This window comes from Streptomyces mesophilus, from assembly GCF_011044995.1.
GTDB classification, from domain to species: Bacteria; Actinomycetota; Actinomycetes; order Streptomycetales; family Streptomycetaceae; genus Streptomyces; species Streptomyces mesophilus.
The window spans coordinates 1-19,890 of sequence record NZ_JAAKZW010000150.1; the positions used below are offsets into that span (position 1 = coordinate 1).

15 protein-coding genes are annotated in these 19,890 nt (G+C 70.8%); 6 read left to right on the forward strand and 9 right to left on the reverse strand.

What is annotated here, in order from left to right; all coding sequences use genetic code 11:
• Nucleotides 1-35 precede the first annotated feature (35 nt).
• Entirely contained in the window at nt 36-1,094 is a 1,059-nt protein-coding gene (locus G6045_RS27800) for a tyrosine-protein phosphatase (protein ID WP_165334867.1), read from the reverse strand.
• A gap of 158 nt (nt 1,095-1,252) precedes the next feature.
• On the opposite strand from G6045_RS27800, the gene G6045_RS27805 reads away from it, so the two are divergent.
• Entirely contained in the window at nt 1,253-2,368 is a 1,116-nt protein-coding gene (locus G6045_RS27805; RefSeq protein WP_328707924.1) for an ADP-ribosylglycohydrolase family protein, read from the forward strand.
• Between the two features lie 131 nt (nt 2,369-2,499).
• Here the strand turns inward: G6045_RS27805 and G6045_RS27810 are convergent, their stop codons facing one another.
• Together G6045_RS27810 and G6045_RS27815 are read right to left on the reverse strand one after the other, a co-directional pair.
• Nucleotides 2,500-4,137, reverse strand: coding sequence for a sodium:solute symporter family protein (locus G6045_RS27810; RefSeq protein ID WP_165334868.1), 1,638 nt, complete (start codon nt 4,135-4,137; stop codon nt 2,500-2,502).
• Between the two features lie 227 nt (nt 4,138-4,364).
• Nucleotides 4,365-5,147: an SDR family oxidoreductase gene (locus G6045_RS27815; RefSeq protein WP_165334879.1), complete on the reverse strand. Its 783-nt coding sequence runs from the start codon at nt 5,145-5,147 to the stop codon at nt 4,365-4,367.
• 83 nt (nt 5,148-5,230) lie between these two features.
• Here G6045_RS27815 and G6045_RS27820 point away from each other — a divergent pair, with 83 nt between their 5' ends.
• Complete coding sequence (locus G6045_RS27820; RefSeq protein ID WP_165334869.1) at nt 5,231-6,073, forward strand: hypothetical protein; 843 nt, start codon at nt 5,231-5,233, stop codon at nt 6,071-6,073.
• A gap of 121 nt (nt 6,074-6,194) precedes the next feature.
• Here G6045_RS27820 and G6045_RS27825 read toward each other — a convergent pair whose 3' ends face one another.
• The 3 genes from G6045_RS27825 to G6045_RS27835 form a co-directional block, all read right to left on the reverse strand.
• A complete protein-coding gene (locus tag G6045_RS27825) occupies nt 6,195-6,404 on the reverse strand; it encodes a DUF397 domain-containing protein (protein ID WP_165334870.1) in 210 nt (69 codons plus the stop codon).
• Between the two features lie 275 nt (nt 6,405-6,679).
• Nucleotides 6,680-7,537: a helix-turn-helix domain-containing protein gene (locus G6045_RS27830; protein ID WP_165334871.1), complete on the reverse strand. Its 858-nt coding sequence runs from the start codon at nt 7,535-7,537 to the stop codon at nt 6,680-6,682.
• A gap of 316 nt (nt 7,538-7,853) precedes the next feature.
• Nucleotides 7,854-8,615: a GOLPH3/VPS74 family protein gene (locus G6045_RS27835; RefSeq protein WP_165334872.1), complete on the reverse strand. Its 762-nt coding sequence runs from the start codon at nt 8,613-8,615 to the stop codon at nt 7,854-7,856.
• A 609-nt stretch (nt 8,616-9,224) separates the two neighbouring features.
• Between G6045_RS27835 and G6045_RS27840 the strand changes: the two genes are divergently transcribed.
• Nucleotides 9,225-11,591: a D-alanyl-D-alanine carboxypeptidase gene (locus G6045_RS27840; protein ID WP_328707925.1), complete on the forward strand. Its 2,367-nt coding sequence runs from the start codon at nt 9,225-9,227 to the stop codon at nt 11,589-11,591.
• Between the two features lie 118 nt (nt 11,592-11,709).
• On the opposite strand, the gene G6045_RS27845 is transcribed toward G6045_RS27840, so the two are convergent.
• Complete coding sequence (locus G6045_RS27845; protein WP_165334880.1) at nt 11,710-12,606, reverse strand: MerR family transcriptional regulator; 897 nt, start codon at nt 12,604-12,606, stop codon at nt 11,710-11,712.
• 111 nt (nt 12,607-12,717) lie between these two features.
• Between G6045_RS27845 and G6045_RS27850 the strand changes: the two genes are divergently transcribed.
• The gene (locus tag G6045_RS27850) at nt 12,718-13,140 is read left to right on the forward strand and encodes a protein-tyrosine phosphatase family protein (RefSeq protein ID WP_165334874.1); all 423 of its coding nucleotides are present in this window, start codon (nt 12,718-12,720) and stop codon (nt 13,138-13,140) included.
• Between the two features lie 20 nt (nt 13,141-13,160).
• Here G6045_RS27850 and G6045_RS27855 read toward each other — a convergent pair whose 3' ends face one another.
• Complete coding sequence (locus G6045_RS27855; protein ID WP_165334875.1) at nt 13,161-14,807, reverse strand: TlrC/CarA/OleB/SrmB family ABC-F type ribosomal protection protein; 1,647 nt, start codon at nt 14,805-14,807, stop codon at nt 13,161-13,163.
• Between the two features lie 422 nt (nt 14,808-15,229).
• Here G6045_RS27855 and G6045_RS27860 point away from each other — a divergent pair, with 422 nt between their 5' ends.
• Both G6045_RS27860 and G6045_RS27865 read left to right on the forward strand, forming a co-directional pair.
• Nucleotides 15,230-16,318 carry a GNAT family N-acetyltransferase gene (locus G6045_RS27860; protein ID WP_328707926.1) on the forward strand — a complete coding sequence of 363 codons (1,089 nt, stop codon included), beginning with the start codon at nt 15,230-15,232 and terminating at the stop codon, nt 16,316-16,318.
• 68 nt (nt 16,319-16,386) lie between these two features.
• The gene (locus tag G6045_RS27865; RefSeq protein ID WP_165334876.1) at nt 16,387-17,628 is read left to right on the forward strand and encodes a DegT/DnrJ/EryC1/StrS family aminotransferase; all 1,242 of its coding nucleotides are present in this window, start codon (nt 16,387-16,389) and stop codon (nt 17,626-17,628) included.
• 100 nt (nt 17,629-17,728) lie between these two features.
• Here G6045_RS27865 and G6045_RS27870 read toward each other — a convergent pair.
• A partial coding sequence (locus tag G6045_RS27870; RefSeq protein WP_165334877.1) for an NB-ARC domain-containing protein occupies nt 17,729-19,890 on the reverse strand: 2,162 nt, incomplete at its 5' end.

Genomic DNA, 19,890 nt, shown 5'->3' on the forward strand with positions numbered 1-19,890 from the left:
AGAGGTGTATAAGAGACAGGCGTAGGGATGCGGGGTCAGCCCACCAGCAACTCCCGCTTGAGCTCCCGCAGTTCCTGCTTGCTCACGTCCGTCGCGTCCTTCAAGTACGTGCCGAACGAGCCGTACGTCCTCGTGATCTCGTCGAAGCCCGAGTTGAGGTACTCCGGGCGGACGTCGAGGAGGGGCTTGTAGATGGCGGCCTGGGTGGGTGGGAGGTGGGTGAGGATCTGGTCGTTGGCCTCGGCGCGGTAGGTGTTGCTGGCGAGGTAGTCGGCCATGACCGTGTCGCGCGGGACGCCGAGGGCGGTCAGCAGGGCCGCGTTCGACCAGCCCGTGCGGTCCTTGCCGGCGGTGCAGTGGAAGAGGACGGCGCCGCCGGAGCGGTCTGTGAAGCCGTCGAAGACCTTCGTGTACGCGGCCTTGGCGCCGGAGCCCGAGACCATCGTCTTCTCCGCGTCGACCATCATCCGCTCGGCCTCGTCCGGGGACTTCGGCATCGAGGTGAAGGAGCCGGAACCGGCGAACACATCGGCCACGGTGTACGTCGCGCCCGCCGGCACCTTGTCCGGGGCGTCGGTGCGCTCCTGCTCCATCCGCAGGTCGAAGACCGTGCGGATGCCGAGGCGGCGGAGCTTCGCCAGGTCGTCCTCGGTGAGTTTGTCGAGCGAGTCCGAGCGGTAGATCTCGCCCATCTTCACCCAGTGGCCGTCAGCGGTGCGATAGCCGCCCGCGTCACGGAAGTTGACCGTGCCCTCCAGCGCGATCAGGCGGTCGGCCAGGCGCAGGGAGCGGCCCCGGTCGGCGTCGAGCGTGAACCACTGGCGGTCGGTCGCGTGCAGGCCGCGCACCGTGACCTTGCCCGAGGAGCCGCCGCGGGCGACGGTGCGCCCGTTCGCCTCGACGGCGACCTGTCGTACACCCGGCGCCTTCCACTCGATGACGTACGAGCCGTCCTCGGCGGCCGTGACGGTGGCCTGCGTGAAGGGGATCGTGGCGCGGCGGGGGCTGTGGTCGTGGGCGGTGGCGGCGGGGGCCGCCGTCAGGCCGGTGAGGGTCAGGGCGACGGCGGCGGGGAGCACGGAGGAGATCTTCATGTCGCGGATGCTGCGGGCCCCGCGGAAACGGCTGGTGAACGCCGGTCGGAAGGGGGTTGAAGGGTGAGAATCCCCATCGGTCCGGGGCCTGATCCGAAACCGGCCGTTCGATTACAGTGCTGCGGACGGTGAGGGAGGCGGGGGAGGGGAGAGCAGCGGTGAGTGCCGTGACTGCCGTGTGGGGGCGCGTGGAGCAGCAGGACTTCCGCAGCCGGGTGCGCGGCACGCTGCTCGGGGCCGCGCTCGGCGACGCCCTCGGAGCTCCCGTCTCCGCGCTCGCCCTCGACCAGGTGCGTACGGCGCATGGAGTGGACGGTCTGGCGGATCTGGCCTCCGCGTACGGCAGAAGGGGTGCCGTGACCGCCGCGACGCAGCTGACGCTGTTCACCGTGGACGGGTTGATACGGGCGCATGTACGGCGCGACACCGGCGCCTGGCATCCGCCGACCGATCTGCACCGTGCGTACCGGCGCTGGGCGGTCACCCAGCACGAATGGGGCCCGGACGAGCGGCGCAAGGACGACGGCTGGCTCGCGCGCGAGGAGTGGCTGTACGCGCGCCGGGATCCGGACCGTGCGCTGCTCGCGGGATTCGGTGACGACCGGCTCGGCACGCTCCAGGAGCCCAAGAACCCCACGGAGCGCGGTCCTTCGGCCGCGACCCGTTCCGCGCCGTTCGGGCTGCTCGTCGGGTGGGAGCCGCAACTGGTCCTCCAGCTGGCCGTCGAATGCGCGGCCCAGACGCACGGCCACCCCACCGCGTATCTGAGCGCCGGGGCCTTCGCCGTCCTGGTCCACGCGCTCGCCCGAGGGGACTCCCTGGACGCCGCCGTCCAGCGCACCCTCGCGCTGCTCGCCGCCCGGCCCGGGCACCAGCCGGTCACGGACGCGCTCCAACAGGCGCTCGGTGCGGTACGGCAGGGGATGCCCAGCCCCGGCCGGGTGGACGCCCTCGCGGCCGGCCGTACGGCGGAGGCCTCGCTCGGCGCGGCCGTCTACTGCTCCCTGGTCTGCGAGGACATCCGCCACGGCCTGCGCCTGGCCGTCAACCACGGCGGCGACTCGTCCGCGGTGGCCGCCCTGACCGGCGCTCTGCTCGGAGCGATGCACGGCGAGACGGCGCTGCCCCCGGCCTGGCTGACCGAACTCGAAGGCCGCGCCGCCCTGTTGGAGCTCTCCGACGACTTCGCGATGGAGATGACCCAGTCCGCGGCACTGCACGGACCGGGCATCTCCTCACCGGGCTGGCTGGCGCGCTACCCGCGCGGCGGCTGAGCGACAGAAGCGGTCACAGACGGTCGACGAGCTCCGTGCACGACTGCCAGGAGTCGCGAGGCAACGCAACGCGCCGCCCGCGGGAGATCCCCACGAGCGGCGCGCGATGCAGGCGGACGGCGGACGGCAGACTAGCTCGGCGTCCCCGACCGGTCGGAGGAGGAAGAGGAAGAGGACGAGGAGGAGGGAGAGGAAGAGGAAGCCGCAGAGCCCGCGGAGGCCGGCGACACCGTGGACTGGCCCGGGATCAGGACCGGGTCGGCGAGGAACTTCCGCTCCAGCTCCTCCCGTTCCGCATCGCTCGGGTCGTCGTCCAGGGAGTCCACGATCGCCTCGCGGTCCGGGGTGCCCTCCGGCTTGATCAGGCCGATCACCACGTACAGGACGAGCGAGGTGACCAGCGGGCTGGAGACGGTGACCGTCTGGCTCGCGTCCTCGACTCCCCAGTACAGCCAGGCCCATACGGCCAGACCGCCCGCCCACGACACCAGCGCCGCCGTCGGTCCGGTGCGCTTGAACCAGGGGAGCAGACCCAGCATCAGCGGGATCGAGATCGGACCCATCGTGGCCGCGACGATCGAGACCACGACCGTCAGGATGAAGCCCTTCGGATCCGCGGTCAGCGCGATCGACATCGAGACGGCGACGAAGGCGACCGTGGTGATCCGGGCGAAGAGCAGCTGCTGGGCCTGCGTGAAGTAGCGGACCTTCTTCACGATCACCGGCGCGAGGTCACGGGTGATGACCGCGGTGATGACGTTGGAGTCGGACGCGACCATCGCCATCGTGTGGGAGAAGAACCCGGCGAGGACGAGGCCGATGATGCCGGTCGGAAGCAGCTCCTTGGCGAGCGCGATGTACGCGCCCTCACCGCCTTCGAGACCGGGCACGATCAGCGGCGCGGCGATCATCGGCACGAAGAGGATGAACGGCCAGACGATCCACAGCGCACTGGACAGGAGCGCCGACTTCTTGGCCCGTGAACCGCTGGGCGCGGCCATGTAGCGCTGGGCCAGGTTCCACATGCCGCCGTTGTACTCGAAGGTCTTGACGACCAGGAACGCGATGACCAGACCGGTGGTGACGGAGCCGTTGACCGGGTCGGAGTGGCCCTCGGGCAGATCGCCCCAGAAGGTGAACAGCGAGCTGAAGCCGCCGAGGTGGGCGAGGACCGCGAAGAGCATCGCGAAGCCGGCGACCGCCTGGATGATGAACTGCCCGAAGTCGGTGAGGACATCGGCCCACAGACCGCCGAAGGCCATGTAGAACATCGTGCAGACACCGGTGATCGCGATGCCCCAGCCGAGCGGGATGTCCGCGAAACCCTGAAGCAGTACGGCGATCGCGACCCACTTGGCGGCGATGTCGACGACCTTGAGCAGCGCTCCGGAGTACGCGAGCACCTGCTGCGTCGGCAGGTTGTAGCGGACCGCGAGATAGGCGAGCGGGGAGTTCACGCCGTGCTTGGCGCGCAGCCGGTTCCAGCGGGGAGCGAACAGGAACGAGCCGATGCCGACGCCGAGTCCGATGGTCAGCGGCCACCAGAAGTAGACCGTGACACCGTCGTTGTACGCGACGGCCGCGAAGGTCACGAACATGATCGCGCTGTAGCCGGACATGTGGTGCGAGATCCCGGAGAGCCACCACGGGATGCGGCCGCGGGCGGTGAAGAAGTCGGCGATGTTCTCGACGCGCTTCTTCGACCAGAGTCCGATGCCCACCATCACGAAGAAGTAGGCACCGAGTACGACCCAGTCGAGACTGTTCATGTGTCCCCCTCCAGGGGTCCGTCGGGTCAGTCGGTAGCCGCAGCCCGCTCATGGTGGGTTCGCGCGAGGTGCCCCGACAACTGGATGGAAGGTCAAGGGACAGTAAAATCGTTCCAGTTGAGGATTGTCGTTCACGTACATGACCTTCTGGAAGAGGTCTCAGAACGCACGTAGGCGGTACGGGAGTCGACTCCCGTACCGCCTACGACCTGCGAAGATGAAGGCTGCTAGCGCATGATCTCCCCTGCGTTCACCAGGAGTTGCTGTCCGGTGATCGCGCGAGCCCGGTCCGAGGCGAAGAACACGCATGCGTCCGCGACATCCCCGTCCGTCGCCAGATCGGGCAGCGCCATCCGCGACGTGAGCCGCTTCTTGACCTCGTCCTCGGGCGCGCCCTCGGTGTGGGCGGTGAACTGCACCCAGGCCTCGACGGGCGGTCCCCACATCCAGCCGGGGAGCACGGTGTTGACCCGGATCCGGTCCGGCCCGATCTCCCGGGCGAGCGAGTACATCGTCGAGGTCAGTGCGCCCTTGGAGGCCGCGTACGCCGCCTGCTTGACCTGCGTCGGTGAGGCGATCGACGACTGCGTCCCGACGATGACCACGGAGCCGCCGCGCTCCTTGAGCGCCGGCAGGCAGGCGCGCGTCATCCGCAGTGTGCCGAGCAGATTCGTGTCGATGACGCCCATCCAGGTCTCGAAGTCCGCGTCCTGGAGGCCGCCGAAGTAGCTGTCCCAGGCGGCCACATGGATCACGGCGTCGAGCCGTCCGAACTTCTCCACCGCGAGCGCGGCGAGCGCCTCGCACTGCCGCTCGTCGGTGATGTCCGTCGCCTTGTACGCGGTGTGCTCGCCGTCGGGGTCGATCTCGGCCGCCGACTTCGCGAGGTTCGCCTCCGTACGCGCCCCGAGCACGGCATTGCCCCCGTCGCGCACCACGGCGGCGGCCACCTGCTGGCCGAGCCCGGCGCCGACCCCGGAGACGATCACGGTCTTGCCCTGGAGCAGCACGGGTACCTCCGACACGACTCTGGTGGATTTCCTGACGGGGCGTCAGAGTAGGGCCGTCCAGCGGAGGAAGGAAGGGGAACGTCATGGGTGAAGAGACCCGCAGCGAGACCTATGCGGAGCTGGCCTCGGTCGGCCCGTACGGAGTGCGTCCCGGGCATGCGCTGATCACGATGGTGGAGCCGCACCCGGGCCACGAGTACGCGTACAACCGCTGGTACGAGGACGACCACTACTACGCCGGCGCGATGGCGATGCCCTGGATGTACGCGGGCAAGCGCTGGGTGGCGACCCGCGAGCTGCAACTCCTGCGCTACCCGGAGAAGTCCGCGGTCGCCCAGCCCGTCACGGCCGGCTGCTACATCTCCACGTACTGGGTCACCGAAGGCCGCTACGACGACCACATGAAGTGGACCGTCGGCATCAACAAGCGCCTCAACCGCGACGGCCGGGTCTACCAGGACCGTACGCATGTCTTCACGGCGTTCCAGGACCACGAGGCGACCGTCTACCGCGACGGCGCCGCGGGTCCGCGCGACTACCACGCGCTCGACCACCCGTACCAGGGGCTCGTCGTCGAGGTGATCGACGCCGAAGGGCCCGAGCAGCGGGCCGAGTTGCTCGAGTGGCTGCGCTCGAAGCATCTGCCGAAGAAGCTGATGGACTCGCCCGCCGCGATGGTGGTCATCTTCCGGCCGACGCCGCTGCCCGGCGACAAGATGACGTACGTGAAGCAGGTCGAGGGGGTCGACACGAGGCTGACCCTGCTGTGGTTCCTCGGTACGGATCCCCGTGAGCGCTGGGAGGGTCACTTCGCCCGGCGCGACGAGGAGGTCGCCGAATCAGGGCTCGGACGGGTGGAGTTGGTGGCCCCGTTCATCCCGACGGTGCCGGGGACGGACACGTACGTGGATCAGCTGCGGGACTGAGGCGGTCCGCATGGGTCAACTGTGTGAGAGGGAAAAGCCGAGCCCCCTCGGCTAGGACGGCGGGCCAGTCGAGAGGGCTCTTCGGTGGTGCGTGTGCAGTTGTCGTTCCTCACACCTGTGCTCAACCGAGGTCGAAGGCCCCTCGGCTGACCTGGCCGACGAACGCCGTCCAGGTGTCGGGCCCGAACGCGATGGCGGGTCCTTCGGTGACCTTGGAGTCGCGCACCGCGACTTCGCGCAGGGCGGGGGACCTGACCTCGACGCACGCGCCGTTTCCGGTGGAATACGAAGACTTGGTCCACGCATTCGTGGCGCCTTGCTGGATTGCCATTTTCGCTCCGCTTTGCTGTTGGTGAGTGCAGTGTCACCGTCCCAAGCCCCTGGGGCCGGTGACGGTCGGTGCCGGGACCAAGTCCTCGACGTGATCGACGCTACTCGCCAACATCGGTATATGACGCGGCCATTCACTCAACCGGATGGCATATTCCATTCGACTCTTCACGGCCGACGTGGCGAGGGTGTACCTTGCCGTCGCCTTCCCGCGGTGGCCGATTTCATGCGCTCCGGGACCCTTGTGCGCCAAGGGGCGTACGGTGTCCGGCGTGCCTAGCGGGCGTACTCCTTGGCGATCTCTGTGATGAATTGCCGGGTCTGTTCCACATTCAGCGCCTGTGCCCGGAGATGTTCGTACATCACGCTGTATTTGTGGACGTCATTCGCCTTCTCCAGGTAAAGATCACTGGTGACGCCCTCGATGTAGACCACGCTGGAATCGGCCGTGTCCGGGAATTCCAGAATCGCGTACTGCCCGTTCACGCCCGGGTGCGCACCCATCTCGAAAGGGATCACCTGCACGGTGACATGCGGCAGATGGGACATTTCCACGAGATGTTCCAGCTGCTCGATCATGAGCTGCTTGTTGCCGACGATCCGCTTCAGGGCCGCCTCGTCGAGCACGGTCCACAGCCGCAGCGGATTGTCCGCGGCCTGGATCCGCTCCTGGCGGCGCACGCGCACCTGGACGCGCTTGTCGATGTCGCTCTGCTGGGTCTCCGGCAGCGCCCCGGTGATCAGCGCCTCCGCGTAACCGCGGGTCTGCAGCAGACCGGGCACCACCTGGGGGTCGTACACCCTGAGGGAGGCCGCGTCCGTCTCGAGCCCGATGTACACGGAGTACGGGATGTCGCCGAACGCATGCCACCAGCCTTGCTGGCGGCTGTCCTTGGCCATCTGCATCAGGGAGTCGACGATCCGGTGGTCCTCCACCTCGTAGACCCCGCACAGGTCACGGACGTCGCGCTGGGAGATGGAACGGCGGCCGTTCTCGAGCCGCGAGATCTTCGACTGCGAGACGAGCAGGCGCTCGGCGACCTCCTCGGCCGTCATGCCCTTGAGCTCGCGCAGCCGGCGCAGCTCCTGGCCCAAGCGGCGTCGCCTGACTGTGGGATTGACGTTGGACGCCACGGAATGTGCCACCTCTCCGGCAAGCGGTCTGTTCGAACGGATACCCGCTCCGATCGTGCGTATATCCGCTCCGTATCTGCTTGTTCAGCAGATTGCCACCAACAGGGTGTCCCGCGCTGGGAAATGGACCATCTCAAAGGCCCCGGACCCCGCCGCAACCAGGCCAAACACGACCGCGCGGGGTGGTGGCCGACGGATCTCGGCCACCACCCCGCGCGATCGACTGCGGCTCCCGAACCGGGTCTTGGGGACTTCGGTGCGGCGGTGGTGCGGGTGGTGCTGACGGTATTGCCCGTGACGCGTGGTGCGGAGGGAACTAGTGCGCCACGACGCGCGCCATGGAACCGCGGCGCGGCTGTGACGGCATGCGTCCTCCGTCGGTGGTGGACCTGAACTGCGGCTGCTGCTGTTGCTGCTGTGGCCGGCCCGGTGCCGGAGAGCGGCGAGGTTGCGCCGCCACCCCGTTCTGGACGTCCATCACGGCGTGTGCCACGAGGCCGCCCATCGGGTCATGCCTGATCAGGTCGCGGAGCCGGGAGCGCGATGAACGCCCCTCGTTCCCCGGATACAGGTGCTTGCCGAGTCCGACCGCGTGGGCCAGTGCGGCAAGCGCCGCGGTCCGCGGGTCCGGCGGTACGCCGGTGCGGATCGCCGAATCCAGTCGGGCCCTGATCTCCCGGCTGATCGCCGTCTCGGTCGCTTGGTAGCGCGTCGTCGGCAGCACCCCGCACATCTGTCCCGCCACGGCATGCACCATGCCGCATCGTTCGAGATGCGAGAGATACGTCTGGCGCAGCCCCAGTCGGGGCCCGCCGATCCAGTGGACCGCACGGACCGGAGCGCCACGCCTTCGCAGCAACTCCAGTGCGCAATCCAGTGTCGGATCTCCGGTCGGCCGTGGGGACACCACGGCGATACGATCCCCGTCTGGGGCTATCCGTCCGGCCAGCGCCAGCTCTACTAGCTGTGCTCCGGCGAGACCTAGGTCGAGCGACTGCGGCTGCGCTGTGGTACCCGTGGCCGGGTCCAGAGCGAGCAGCAGAAGCTCCTCCGGAATAGTTCTGCGGCTCCTGCCCATCCATGCCTCCCCGCGTGGATGAATGACAGGGTGACCCCTCTCACATTCATCTGTCGAGAGCGCGTGGGGGCTTTGTACGGGAACCAGTAGGTATGTCGTTCTCGTCTAGCCAGGGGGCCAACCCCGCAGACAGGACACTGGTACATGGTTCGGACACCGGGGTCCGGACGGCGGGGTGCCCTGACGGGCATGCGAAGCGGTGAGTCGTACGGACCCATCAGGCTGTACGGGTCGTTCAGGTCGGAGCTAAGGGAGACATCGGTGGCGGGCGAGACCCCGGACAGGGCGCAGCAACGGAATTCTTCGGACGCGAGCGGTTCGGCCGCGTCGGGAGAACGTGCGGTGGATCCGCGCCTTGCCGTGTCCCGGGAGAGCGAACCGCTCGAACCGCGGGTGGACCAGGCGACCGCGGTGTTCTCGACGGCGGGGCTGGGGCTGGGGCTGGGGGCTGCCGGGTCGGAGCCGGAGCCGGAGCGGGAGAGCGAGGCTCGGGCGGAGAGCGAGCCGGAGAGTGCGCCTGGGCCTGGGCGTGAGCCTGAGTCTGAGGCTGGTACGGCCGAGGAGGCCGAGGGCGGTCAGGAGGCGTCGGGGGGCGCTGAGGGCGGTCAGGTGGCGTCGAGGGACGCCGAGGGTGGCCAGGACGTGCCGGGTGACGCCGAGGGTGGCGAGACCGGCGACGAGACCGGCGACGAGGTCGGCGGCGAGGCCGGCGGTGGCGCGGAGGACGCGCGGCTGCGGGCTGCTGTGGCGGCTTGGGTGGCTGGGGAGTCCACGGAGCCTGAGGAGTCCGGGGAGTCCGGGGAGTCCGGGGGAGAGGGCGATTCGGCGGAGGGTTCCGAGGACGCCGAGGTCGAGGACGAGGTCGCGGACGGTGACGTAGCCGGGGCTGAGCAGGACGAGGCCGACGAGCCCGAGCCCGAGCCGGAGGCCGAGCCCGAGCCGGAAGCCGCCGCCGACACTGAAGCCGAGCCCGAAGCCGCGACCGAGCCCGAAGCCGCGACCGAGCCTGAGTCCGAGCCGGAAGCTTCCGCCGACGCCGAGCCGGAAACCGCCGCCGACGCCGACGCCGAGCCCAAGCCCGCAGCCGAACCCGAGCCCGCGGCCGACGCCGACGGCAAGCGCGACGCCGACGCCGAGGACTCGCGTGCGGACGCCGAGCCGCCGCTCGACCAGGCCACCGCCGTGTTCAAGGCACTGCCGCCGCCGGTCGACCAGCCGACGGCGATGTTCCGGACCGTACGGCCGGACGCCGAGCCGGACGCCAAGAGCGACGCACCCGCCGACGCCAAGCCCGCCCCGGCCGACGCGAAGCCCGTGTCGAAGCCGGCGGACGCGAAGCCCGAGCCCGCCGACGCGAAGACGGACGCGAAGCCCGAGGCCGAGGCGGACGCGAAGGCCGAGGCGGACGCCGGGTCCGGCAAGGGCGTCCGGGCCGAATCCCCCGCCGAGCGCACCAGCAAGTTCATCGCGCTGAAGCCGCTCGACGGGCCCGCCCGCAAGCCCGAACAGCCCGCCGCCCCCAAGGCCGACCCGACCCGCACGCCGGAGCCCGGGCCCGCCCCGGCGCCCGCCGCCGCGAGCGCACCCTCCGCGAGCGCGCCCTCCGCGGTGAACGCCGGGCCCGAGCGGACCGCGCAGCAGCCGCTGCCGCCCAAGGCGCCGCTCGACCTGCTCGCCGAGCTGACCAACCGTCCGCCGCCGCCGGAGACCCCGATGCGCACGGTCGGGCGACGGATCAAGATCTGGACCCCGCTGGTCCTTCTGCTCGCGGTCGCCTTTGCGGTCGCACAGGCCGTACGTCCGCTGCCCACTCCCGAGTTGACCCTCACCGCACAGGAGACGGTCACGTTCGAGGGCGACAAGCCGCAGATCCCGTGGCCGGACCAGGGCCAGGCCGCTCTCGACGTAGAGGGCATCGGTTCCTTCGGTACGTCCGGCGAGCAGAAGCCGGTGCCGATCGCGTCGATCGCCAAGGTCATGACGGCGTACGTGATCCTGAAGGAGCACCCGATCAAGGGTGACGGCGACGGTGTCAGCATCCCCGTCGACAAGAAGGCCGAGGAGCACTGGGTCTCCGGGCAGGCCGAGAACGAGTCCGTGGTCGACGTCAAGGAGGGCGAGAAGCTCTCTGAGTACGAGGCCATCCAGTCCTTGATGTTGCCGTCCGCGAACAACGTCGCAAAGTTGCTCGCGCGCTGGGACTCCGACGGCGACGAGAAGGCGTTCGTGCAGAAGATGAACGACACCGCCAAGGACCTCGGCATGAAGAACACCACGTTCACCGACGCGTCCGGTCTCGACAAGACGACCGTGTCGACCGCCGCGGACCTGGTGAAGCTGGGCCGGGCCGCGATGGAGATCCCGGTGTTCAAGGAGATCGTCGGGCAGCCCTCGTACAAGCCGGCCAACGGCCGGGGAGACACGAGCAACGGCCGTGACGGCACGACTTGGTACAACTTCAACAGCCTGGTCCCGACCGTCGCCGTCGGCATCAAGACGGGCACCACCACGGCGGCCGGCGGCAATCTGCTCTTCTCCTCGAGGAAGACGGTCGACGGCAAGGAGCAGATCGTGATCGGCGCGGCGCTCGCGCAGTTCGCCAAGCACACGGGGGCGAACATCGATGAGGTGAACGCCAACAGCCGCAAGCTGATGGAGGCCGCCGAGGCCGCGCTGATCTCGAAGACGGTCGTCAAGAAGGGCGATGTCGTCGGGCAGGTGGACGACGGCTTCGGCGGGACGACCCCGGTCGTGGCGACCAAGGACGTCAAGGCGGTCGGCTGGCCCGGACTCACGGTCAAGCTCGCCTTCGTCGAGGACAAGGGCAAGAAGATTCCGAACACGGCGAAGGCGGGGACCCAGGTCGGCGTCCTCACGGTCGGCGACGGCAAGGGCGAGGCGGTGACCGTCCCGGTCGCCCTCCAGTCCGACCTGAAGGAGCCCAGCTTCGGCGCGAAGCTGACGCGGATTCTCTGAGTGGTGCGGGGCGGGGATTTCTCTCCCCGCCCCGCCCCTTCCCGAAACCGGGGCTCCGCCCCGGACCCCGGCATCCGAACTTCGTTCGGATCTGCTCAAACGCCGCAGGGGCTGAGGGCTAGCGCACGGGATAAGCGACGTCGCACGCCTCGTCGTCCGGGCCCAGGTCGTCCCAGTCCACGAAGTAGACCTCGCGCGGTGAGCCGGCGGGCGTCAGGCCCTGCTCCTTGGTCCAGTGCTCGACTGCCTCGTAGGCCGCGAGGATCTGCGGGTACGCCACCTGCGCCTTGGTGATACGGGTGTACGCGAGGCGCCGGGCCGACTCGACGCGGGCCGTCACCGACGGGCCCTGCCGCCCGGCCCATTCGCGCGCGGCCGCCGCGTCCGTGACCGGGACGCAGCTCTCCACCGGACCGTCGCTCTCCTGGCTGACCTCGGCGTTGAACACCACGAACGGTGCGCCCGCGACCCCTCCGCACTCCCGCGCGGCCTGCTCGAGCCGGGCGAACGACTCCCCGATGAAGGTGGGCAGTTCGGCTGCGAGCAGGTGCCGGCTCTCGCCGAGCACCAACTGCTCCGGTACCTCGGCCGTGCGGATCTCGAACTTCTCGTACATCTCGGAACTCCTCCCTGAAAGCCGTCCACAGAGGAAGTGCACCAGCGTCCGCTGGGCGGCGAAGCGCTCCTCGGCGGCCGTCCAGTACGCCTGGACGGCATCCGCGGCGCGCACCTCGTCGAGCGCGAGGATCTCCTTGACCGTCGCGAGCGGCATGTCGAGCTGCCGCAGCAGCGCCACAAGCCGTGCCCGCTCCACCTGCCCGGGCCGGTAGTAGCGGTACCCGCTGAGGTCGTCGACCCGGGCGGGGGCGAGCAGGCCGAGCCGGTCGTAAAGGCGCAGTGCCTTCGCCGACAGGCGTGAACGGGACGCGAACGCCCCGATCGTCAGCCACTCCTCGCCGCCGCCGCCGCCACCGCCACCGCCACCGTCGCGGTCCGCCGGGCCCGCCGGATCCATCAGGTCCGTCATGGCACCATCCTCCGTGACCGGGAGTGTCTTCTCCCGGTGACCCCGACCCTGGGCTTTGCCCCAGGGACAAGGTCAAGAGGGAGCCTTTAGCGTGGCGTCATGGAATCTTGGGAGCCCGGTACGCCCGGGGTGCTGACCTTGCCCTCGGGGCGGCTGATCCGTGGCCGGGGCCTGCGCAACCCCCTGCCCGAGGGGGCCGAGCCCACGTACGGCCTCTATCTGCTCGGCAAGCCGCCGCCCCAAGTCAACTGGGAACACGGCTGGTTGAAGTGGCCGGATTTCTGGCTGCCCGCCGCGGACGCGGCCGCGAAGCTCCGTACGGCGTGGGAGCGCGCGGACGGTGAACGCGTCGAGCTCGCCTGCGGCGGCGGCCGGGGGCGGACCGGTACCGCGCTCGCCTGCATCGCCGTGCTCGACGGCGTCCCGGCGCACGAGGCCGTGGCCTTCGTACGCCGGAACTACGACCGCCGCGCCGTGGAGACCCCTTGGCAGAAGCGGTACGTCCAGCGGTTCACCGGCTGAGCGCCGGGCCCCCCTGCCGCTCACCGGCTGAGCGCCGGGCTGCCGTCCGCGAGCTCCAGGCGGCGGCCCACGAACCGCTCCCGCATCCGCCGGTCGTGCGTGACCACGATCAGCGCGCCCTCGTAGGAGTCCAGGGCCTCCTCCAGCTCCTCGACGAGGGCGGGGGAGAGGTGGTTCGTGGGCTCGTCGAGCAGCAGCAGGTCGACCTCCTCGGTGATCAGACGGGCCAGTTCGATACGGCGGCGCTGGCCGTACGAGAGTTCGCCGACGCGCAGCCGCAGGTCGGCCGGCCTGAACAGGCCCAGGGACAGGAACAGTTCACGGTGCTCGTCGACCGTTCCGCTGCGGCCGTACGCGAAGGCCCGCAGCAGCGGCATCCCGGCCGGCCATGGGGTCTCCTGCTGGCGCAGATGACCGACCCGGCCGGGTACGCGGACGGTGCCGGACGACGGCGTGAGCTCACCGGCCAGGACGGCGAGCAGGGTGGACTTGCCCGCCCCGTTCGGCCCCGTGATCAGCAGCCGTTCGGCCGGTCCCAGACGGAGATACGGCAGGTCGAGACGGTCCGGTACGCGGACGTCGGTCAGCTCGGCCGCTGCCTCGCTCACCGGGTCGCCCGCCCGTGTGATGTCCGCGGTCAACCGCAGTCGGTCCGGCGGCAGTTGAGCCGGGGCCGCCGACAGCCGCGCCACCCGTTCCTTGGCGTTGCGGATCCGTACCATCGCGCCGTGCCCACGCCCCCGCGCCCGGAACCCGCCGTGTCCGAAGACCGCGAGCGGGACCTTGCGCGGGATGGCGTCCAGGCGTGCGACGTTGGACTCGGCGAGCTTTTGGTTGCGGGCGAGTTCGTCGCGCCAGTGCTCGTACTCCTGGATACGGCGGCGGCGTTCGGCTGCCTTCGCGGTGACGTAGCCGCGGTAGCCGTCCCCGTAGCGGGTCACCTTCGCCTCGTCGACCTCCAGGATCGTGCTGGTCAGATTCTCCAGGAACACCCGGTCGTGGGTGACCGCGACGACCGTGCCGCGCCGGCGGCGCAGATGGTCCTCGAGCCAGGTGAGGGCGCGGTCGTCGAGGTCGTTGGTGGGTTCGTCGAGCAGCAGCAACTCCGGTTCGGCGGCGAGGGTCGCGGCGAGCGCGAGCCGGGAGCGTTCGCCGCCGGACAGGGTGCCGAGGCGGCGCCCGCGCGCGAGTCCCGGCAGGCCGAGGCCGTGCAGGGCGAGGTCGACGCGGGCGTCCGCCTGGTATCCGTCGCGCGCCTCGAAGCGGGCGAGGATCTCGGCGTACGCGTGGAGTGCGGTGTCGAGGTCCGGGCCCTGGAGCCCTTCGAGGGCTTCCTCGGCGGCCCTCAACTCCCGTTCCATGGCGCGGATGTCGGCGAGTGCCATGTCGACGGCGTCCTGCACGGTGGCCTCGGGCGGCAGGTCCAGGCTCTGCGCCAGATAGCCGACGCCGCCGGGAGCGGTGACGGTCAGCTCGCCCGTGGTGGGGGCGAGTTCGCCGGCGAGCAGCTTCAGGAGGGTGGACTTCCCGGAGCCGTTGTCGCCGATGATCCCGACCTTCTCGCCGGGCTTGACGGTGAAGGTGATGTGGTCGAGGACGGGCTGCGTACCGGTCTCGTAGCGCTGGGTGATGTCGTGGACGGAGAGCTGGGCTGTTGGTGCACGCATGCGCGGGCCCCTTCGGGGTCGGACCGCGAGGGGCATGGCCTCTGCTCGCGGCGGGTGGGATGACGGCACAGCACGCCGGCCGCGGAGCGAGGCTCTACGCGGCGGCGTCGGCGGTGATCACAGGGAACCCATGCGTATGAAGGTACGGGACCGTCTGGGGTTTGGCAAGACGGTTCGTCTCGTCTCGTTCAAGTACTTCGCCGGGTGACTCGCCTGCCCTGACCCCCGCGCACGGCTGACCTGTCGCTTTTGCCCCGCGTTGCGTACTCATGACCAATCCATTGCGTTGAAGAGCCTTGACAGGCTGCATGCGCTTTCGCGACGTTTGAGCCCGGCAGGGGCCGGGGGAACTGGGGGGCGGCCGCCGCTGCTCAGCATGTCCATGGGCCCGCCCCCGGTCTCACCCGTGGAGGGCGGACCGCGTGGACATATCGATCCACAGACCGCAGGAGCTGAACGACGAGCTCCGCAAGGCCTGGCACAAGGCGATGGACGAGTCGCCGCTCTATGCGAACCCCTTCCTGGCACCGGAGTTCGCCGCCGGCGTCGGCCGCCACCGACCCTCCGCCCGGGTCGCGGTGCTGCGCCAGAAGAACGAGCCCGTCGGCTTCCTGCCGTACGAGCGCGGCGCTTTGGGGGTCGGCCGGGCGATCGGGCTCGGGCTCTCCGACAGCCAGGCCCTCGTCCACCGGCCCGGCGTCACCTGGAACACCCGCCAACTGCTGCGCGCCTGCGGGCTCGCCGTCTTCGAGTTCGACCATCTCGTCGCCGGACAGCAGCCGTTCGCCCCCTTTGTCACCGGCACCTTCGCCTCGCCCGTCGTCGACCTCAAGGCCGGCGACGGCACATATGCCGAGTGGTTGCGCGCCACCTACCCCGGCCTCGCCAAGACCACCCTGAAGAAGGAGCGGCGGCTCGCGCGCGACCACGGCGACCTGCGCTTCGTGTACGACGAGCGCGATCCGGCCATGCTGCGGCAGCTGATGGACTGGAAGTCGGCCCAGTACCGCAGGACGGGCCGGATGGACCGGTTCGCCAAACCCTGGATCGTGGCGCTCGTCGAGGACCTCTTCGCGGTGCGCGAGGAGCACTTCACGGGGGTCATGTCCGTCCTCTACGCGGGGGACCGGCCGGTCGCGGTGCACTTCGGGCCGACGTCGCGCACCGTGTTCGCGGCCTGGTTCACGACGTACGACCCCGAACTGCACTACTACTCACCGGGCTTGATGATGCATCTGCGGATGGCCGAGTCGGCCGGCCGCCAAGGGGTGCAGGTCATGGACTTCGGGCGCGGCGACAAGACGTACAAGGACTGGCTGAAGACCCGCGAACTGCGTGTCGCCGAAGGCTTCGCGACCCGTCCGCACCCCGTCGCCGCCGCCCTGCAGACCTGGCGCCGCCCGGTCCGCGGCCTGCGCAACACCGTCAACGCCCACCCCCGGCTGCGCGAGCCGGCGGACCGCCTCCTGAAAGCGGCGGGCTCGCTCAGGACGGGCCGCGGCGCGAGCTGAGCCCTCTGCCCCCGGGCGCGGCTGCACGACCCCGTATACGCAGCACGTGGTACGGAAGGAAGTGGCCCATGCCGTACGGAGCGAGACTCGCCGCCGCGATGACGCGGCGTATCGGACGGGAGTGCCTGTTCACGCCCTCGGCCAGGCTCGCGCTCTATCTGGCGCTGCGCCGCTGGTGCCGGCCGGGCGGCCGGGTGCTGATGTCGCCGGTGAACGACGACGTGATCCTGTTCGTGGTGCTCGCGGCCGGACTGCGTCCCGTGCAGGCGCCGGTCTCGGCGGCGGACGGGAACATCGACCCCGACGCCGTGCCCGAGTCCTTGTGGCGCGGTGTCGACGCGGTGCTCACGACCAACCTGTACGGGATGCCGGACCGGGTCCGTGAACTGAAGGGTCGCTGCGACCAGTTGGGGATCCCGCTCTTCGAGGACGCCGCGCATGCCATCGGCACCCATGTCGACGGCCAGGCCATCGGCACCTTCGGTACGGCGGGCGCGTTCAGCCTCGGCAAGCACGTGGCGGGCAAGGCTGGCGGCTTCCTCGCGGTCGGCGACGCGCGCACCCGGCGGGAACTGGAGCGCCTGCGCGACGACTTGCTGCTGCCCGCGCGGCTGCGCGCGGACGTGGCGACGGCGCTGGTCCCGCTGGCCCGCTCGGCCGTGCGCACCCTGCACCTGGTGCGACCGGTCTGGCGGGCGGCGCAACGCCTCGGTCTCCTGGAGCGCGAGGGCTACCGGATGCCGCTCGAGGCCCCCCGCCTCGCCGTCTCCGGGACCCGGGCGCCGAACCTGCCCGCGTACGACTCCTGGTTACGCGTCGATCTGCACAGCTGGCGGCAGCGCCACGGACCGCTGGTGCGCGGCCAGTTGGGGGTGCGGCTCGCGGCCCTGGACGGGAACCTGGCCCGGCGCCGCGCGGGCGTCACCGAGCTGACCGGCACCACCTGGGCCTCCCCGGCGCTGCGCGACCGCCTCGCCCATGACGGTCCCGTCGCGCTGTTCCGCGCCCCGCTCCTGGTCCGCGACCGCGACGTCCTGGTCGACCGCCTCGTCGGCCACGGCCTCGTGGTGGGCTACCTCTACGACCCGCCCCTGGACGACTACGCGGGCCCTGAGTTCACCGACCCGTCCCCGTCGCCCGCGGCCGCGCGCTGGTTCGCCGCCCACGTCCTGCCCGCGGACCCCCTTCAGTCGGCCCGCATCATCCGAGCCCTGCACCGCGAGGGCGCCCGCAGGGCCCGCTTCACCCCGCCGCCGGCGGACGGGCGCTCGCGCAGGCTGGGGGTGTCGCCGGATGAGCGGGCATCGTAGGGGCCCGACGAGGGCCCGTGCCGGGCGAGGCGCCTGCGTTGTCAGTGGGTGCCGATAGCCTTGGAAGGGCTCGTCCCCCGGGAGGGAGGGGTCTGTCCCCTCACCCCCGCGCCCGCACCACCCCGTCGTACTGCCGCCGGGCCTCGGCGATGCGTCCCGTCGCCATGAACGCACCGCCGAGTCGGGTACGGATATCCATCTCGAGCCAGGCGTAACTCGGTTCGGTCAGCGGGGAGAGCAACTGGAGCTGGAGCAGGGCCTGTTGGTGCAGCAGGATCGCCGCGTCGGGGTCGCCCTGTCCGTGCACCGCCGTGCCGAGCCGCGTCAGGCTCCGGGCGCCCAGGAACACCTCGCCGCCCTGTTCCACCAAGTGCACCGCCTCCGTCAGGAGCCGGGCGGCCTCGGCGTACCGGCCGTGGCGCAGGTGGATGTCGGCGCTGGAGCTGAGGATGCGGCCGAGCATGCGCGGACGGCCGTCGGCCTCGGCGCGGCGGCGGGCCTCGGCGAAGCTCGTCAGCGCCGCCTCGCCGCGCCCTTCGAACTGGTGCGAGAGGCCCTGGATCAGCAGCGCCATCGACCCGAGCCAGTGGTCCTGCCGGACCCGGCACAGCGCCGCCGCCTCGGTGACATGGACGAGCGCCCGGGCGCCCTCGCCGACGCTCAGGGCGGTGGCACCGAGGCCGGTCAGCGCGCGGGCCTCCTCGCCGGGGAAGCCGAGCCGGCGGGCGAGTTCGAGCGCCTCCGCGCACAGCGCCCGGGCCTCGGTGTAGTGGCGCTGGTGGATGGCGGTGTAGCCGAGGCAGGCGCGCAGGGCGAGCGGCATCCGCGGGTCGCCGGACCGGCCGGCGTGGGGGAGCGCCAGCTCGAGCGCGGTCTGGCTCTCGTGATAGCGCCCTTGCCGTACGAAGTAGTCGGTGTACGCCTCCGCGATCCAGCACGCCAGGCCGTACTCCCCGAACGCGACGGCGTGCCCGACGACATCGGGGAGTTCACCGCCGAACGAGTCCAGCCAGCTCTCGGCCTCGCGCCAGTCGTCGAAGCAGCCGTCGAAGGGGGTGTCCCCGTGGGCCTCGCGGCCGTCGAAAGGGGCGTCCCCGCGGGCCTCGCGGCCGTCGAAGGGGGCGTCCCCGTGGGCCTCGCGGTCCTCGAAAGGGGTGTCCGAGTGGGCCTCGTCTGCATCCGAAGGCCCGCTGGGAAACCCGGCCGCCCCCCAGTCGCTCGCCCTCCGCGCGGCCGCCAGATGCAGCCGCAGCGCCCGCGTCCGCACCCCGGCGGCCTCGTCCGGCGCCGTCCGGGCGACCCGGCGCGCATGCACCCGTACGAGATCGTGCAGCCGGTAGCGGCCGGGGCGCGGCTGCTGCACCAGGCTCGCGTCGACCAGGCTCTCCAGAAGGTCTTCGCTGTCGTACGGGGGCGAGCCGAGCATCACCGCGGCCGTGCGCACATCGAACTCCACCGTCGGAGCGAGCCCCAACGCCCGGAATCCGCGCTGCTGTTCCGGCCCGAGCTGGTCGTACGAGAGCCGGAACGCCGCCTCCACGCTGCGGTCCCCGACGCTCAGCTCCCCGAGCAGCCGCTCGTCCCCCGCCATCCGCCCGACCAGGTACTCCACGCTCCATGCGGTGCGGTTCTGCAGCCGTGAACCGGCGATCCGCAGGGCGAGCGGCAGCCCGTCGCAGAGCCGGGCGAGCCGCTCGGCCGCCGCGGACTCCTCGGCGGCCCGCTGCTCGCCGATGAGGTGCGTGAGCAGCGCGACGGCCTGCGCGCGGTCGAGGGGTTCCAGTTCGACCCGCCGCTCGGCGTCGAGCTCCGCGAGCCGACGGCGCCCGGCCACCAGGACCCGGCTGCCGGCGCCGGCCGGGAGCAGGGGCCGCACCTGATCGGCGTCGAGCGCGTCATCGAGGACGAGGAGCAGTCGCAGCGCACTCGTCGCGGCGCGCCAGGCTGCGGTCAACTCCTCCAGGTCGCTGGGGAGTTCACCCTTCGCGGCGCCGAGCGATCTGAGCAGCCGCTGCAGCGCCTGCTCGGGGGCCTGGCGCCGCTGGGTGCTGTGTCCGCGCAGATCCACGAACAGACAGCCGTCGGGGTAGTGGCCGCTCAGCTCCCGCGCGGCCCGCACGACCAGGGCGCTCTTGCCGACCCCCGCGGGACCGTGGACGGTCGTCACCCAGACGGCGCCGGGGGCGGACGGGGCGGTGAGCGCGGCGAGTTCGGTGTCACGGCCGATGAGGTGGCCGCCGTCGCCGGGGAGGGTGTTGATGG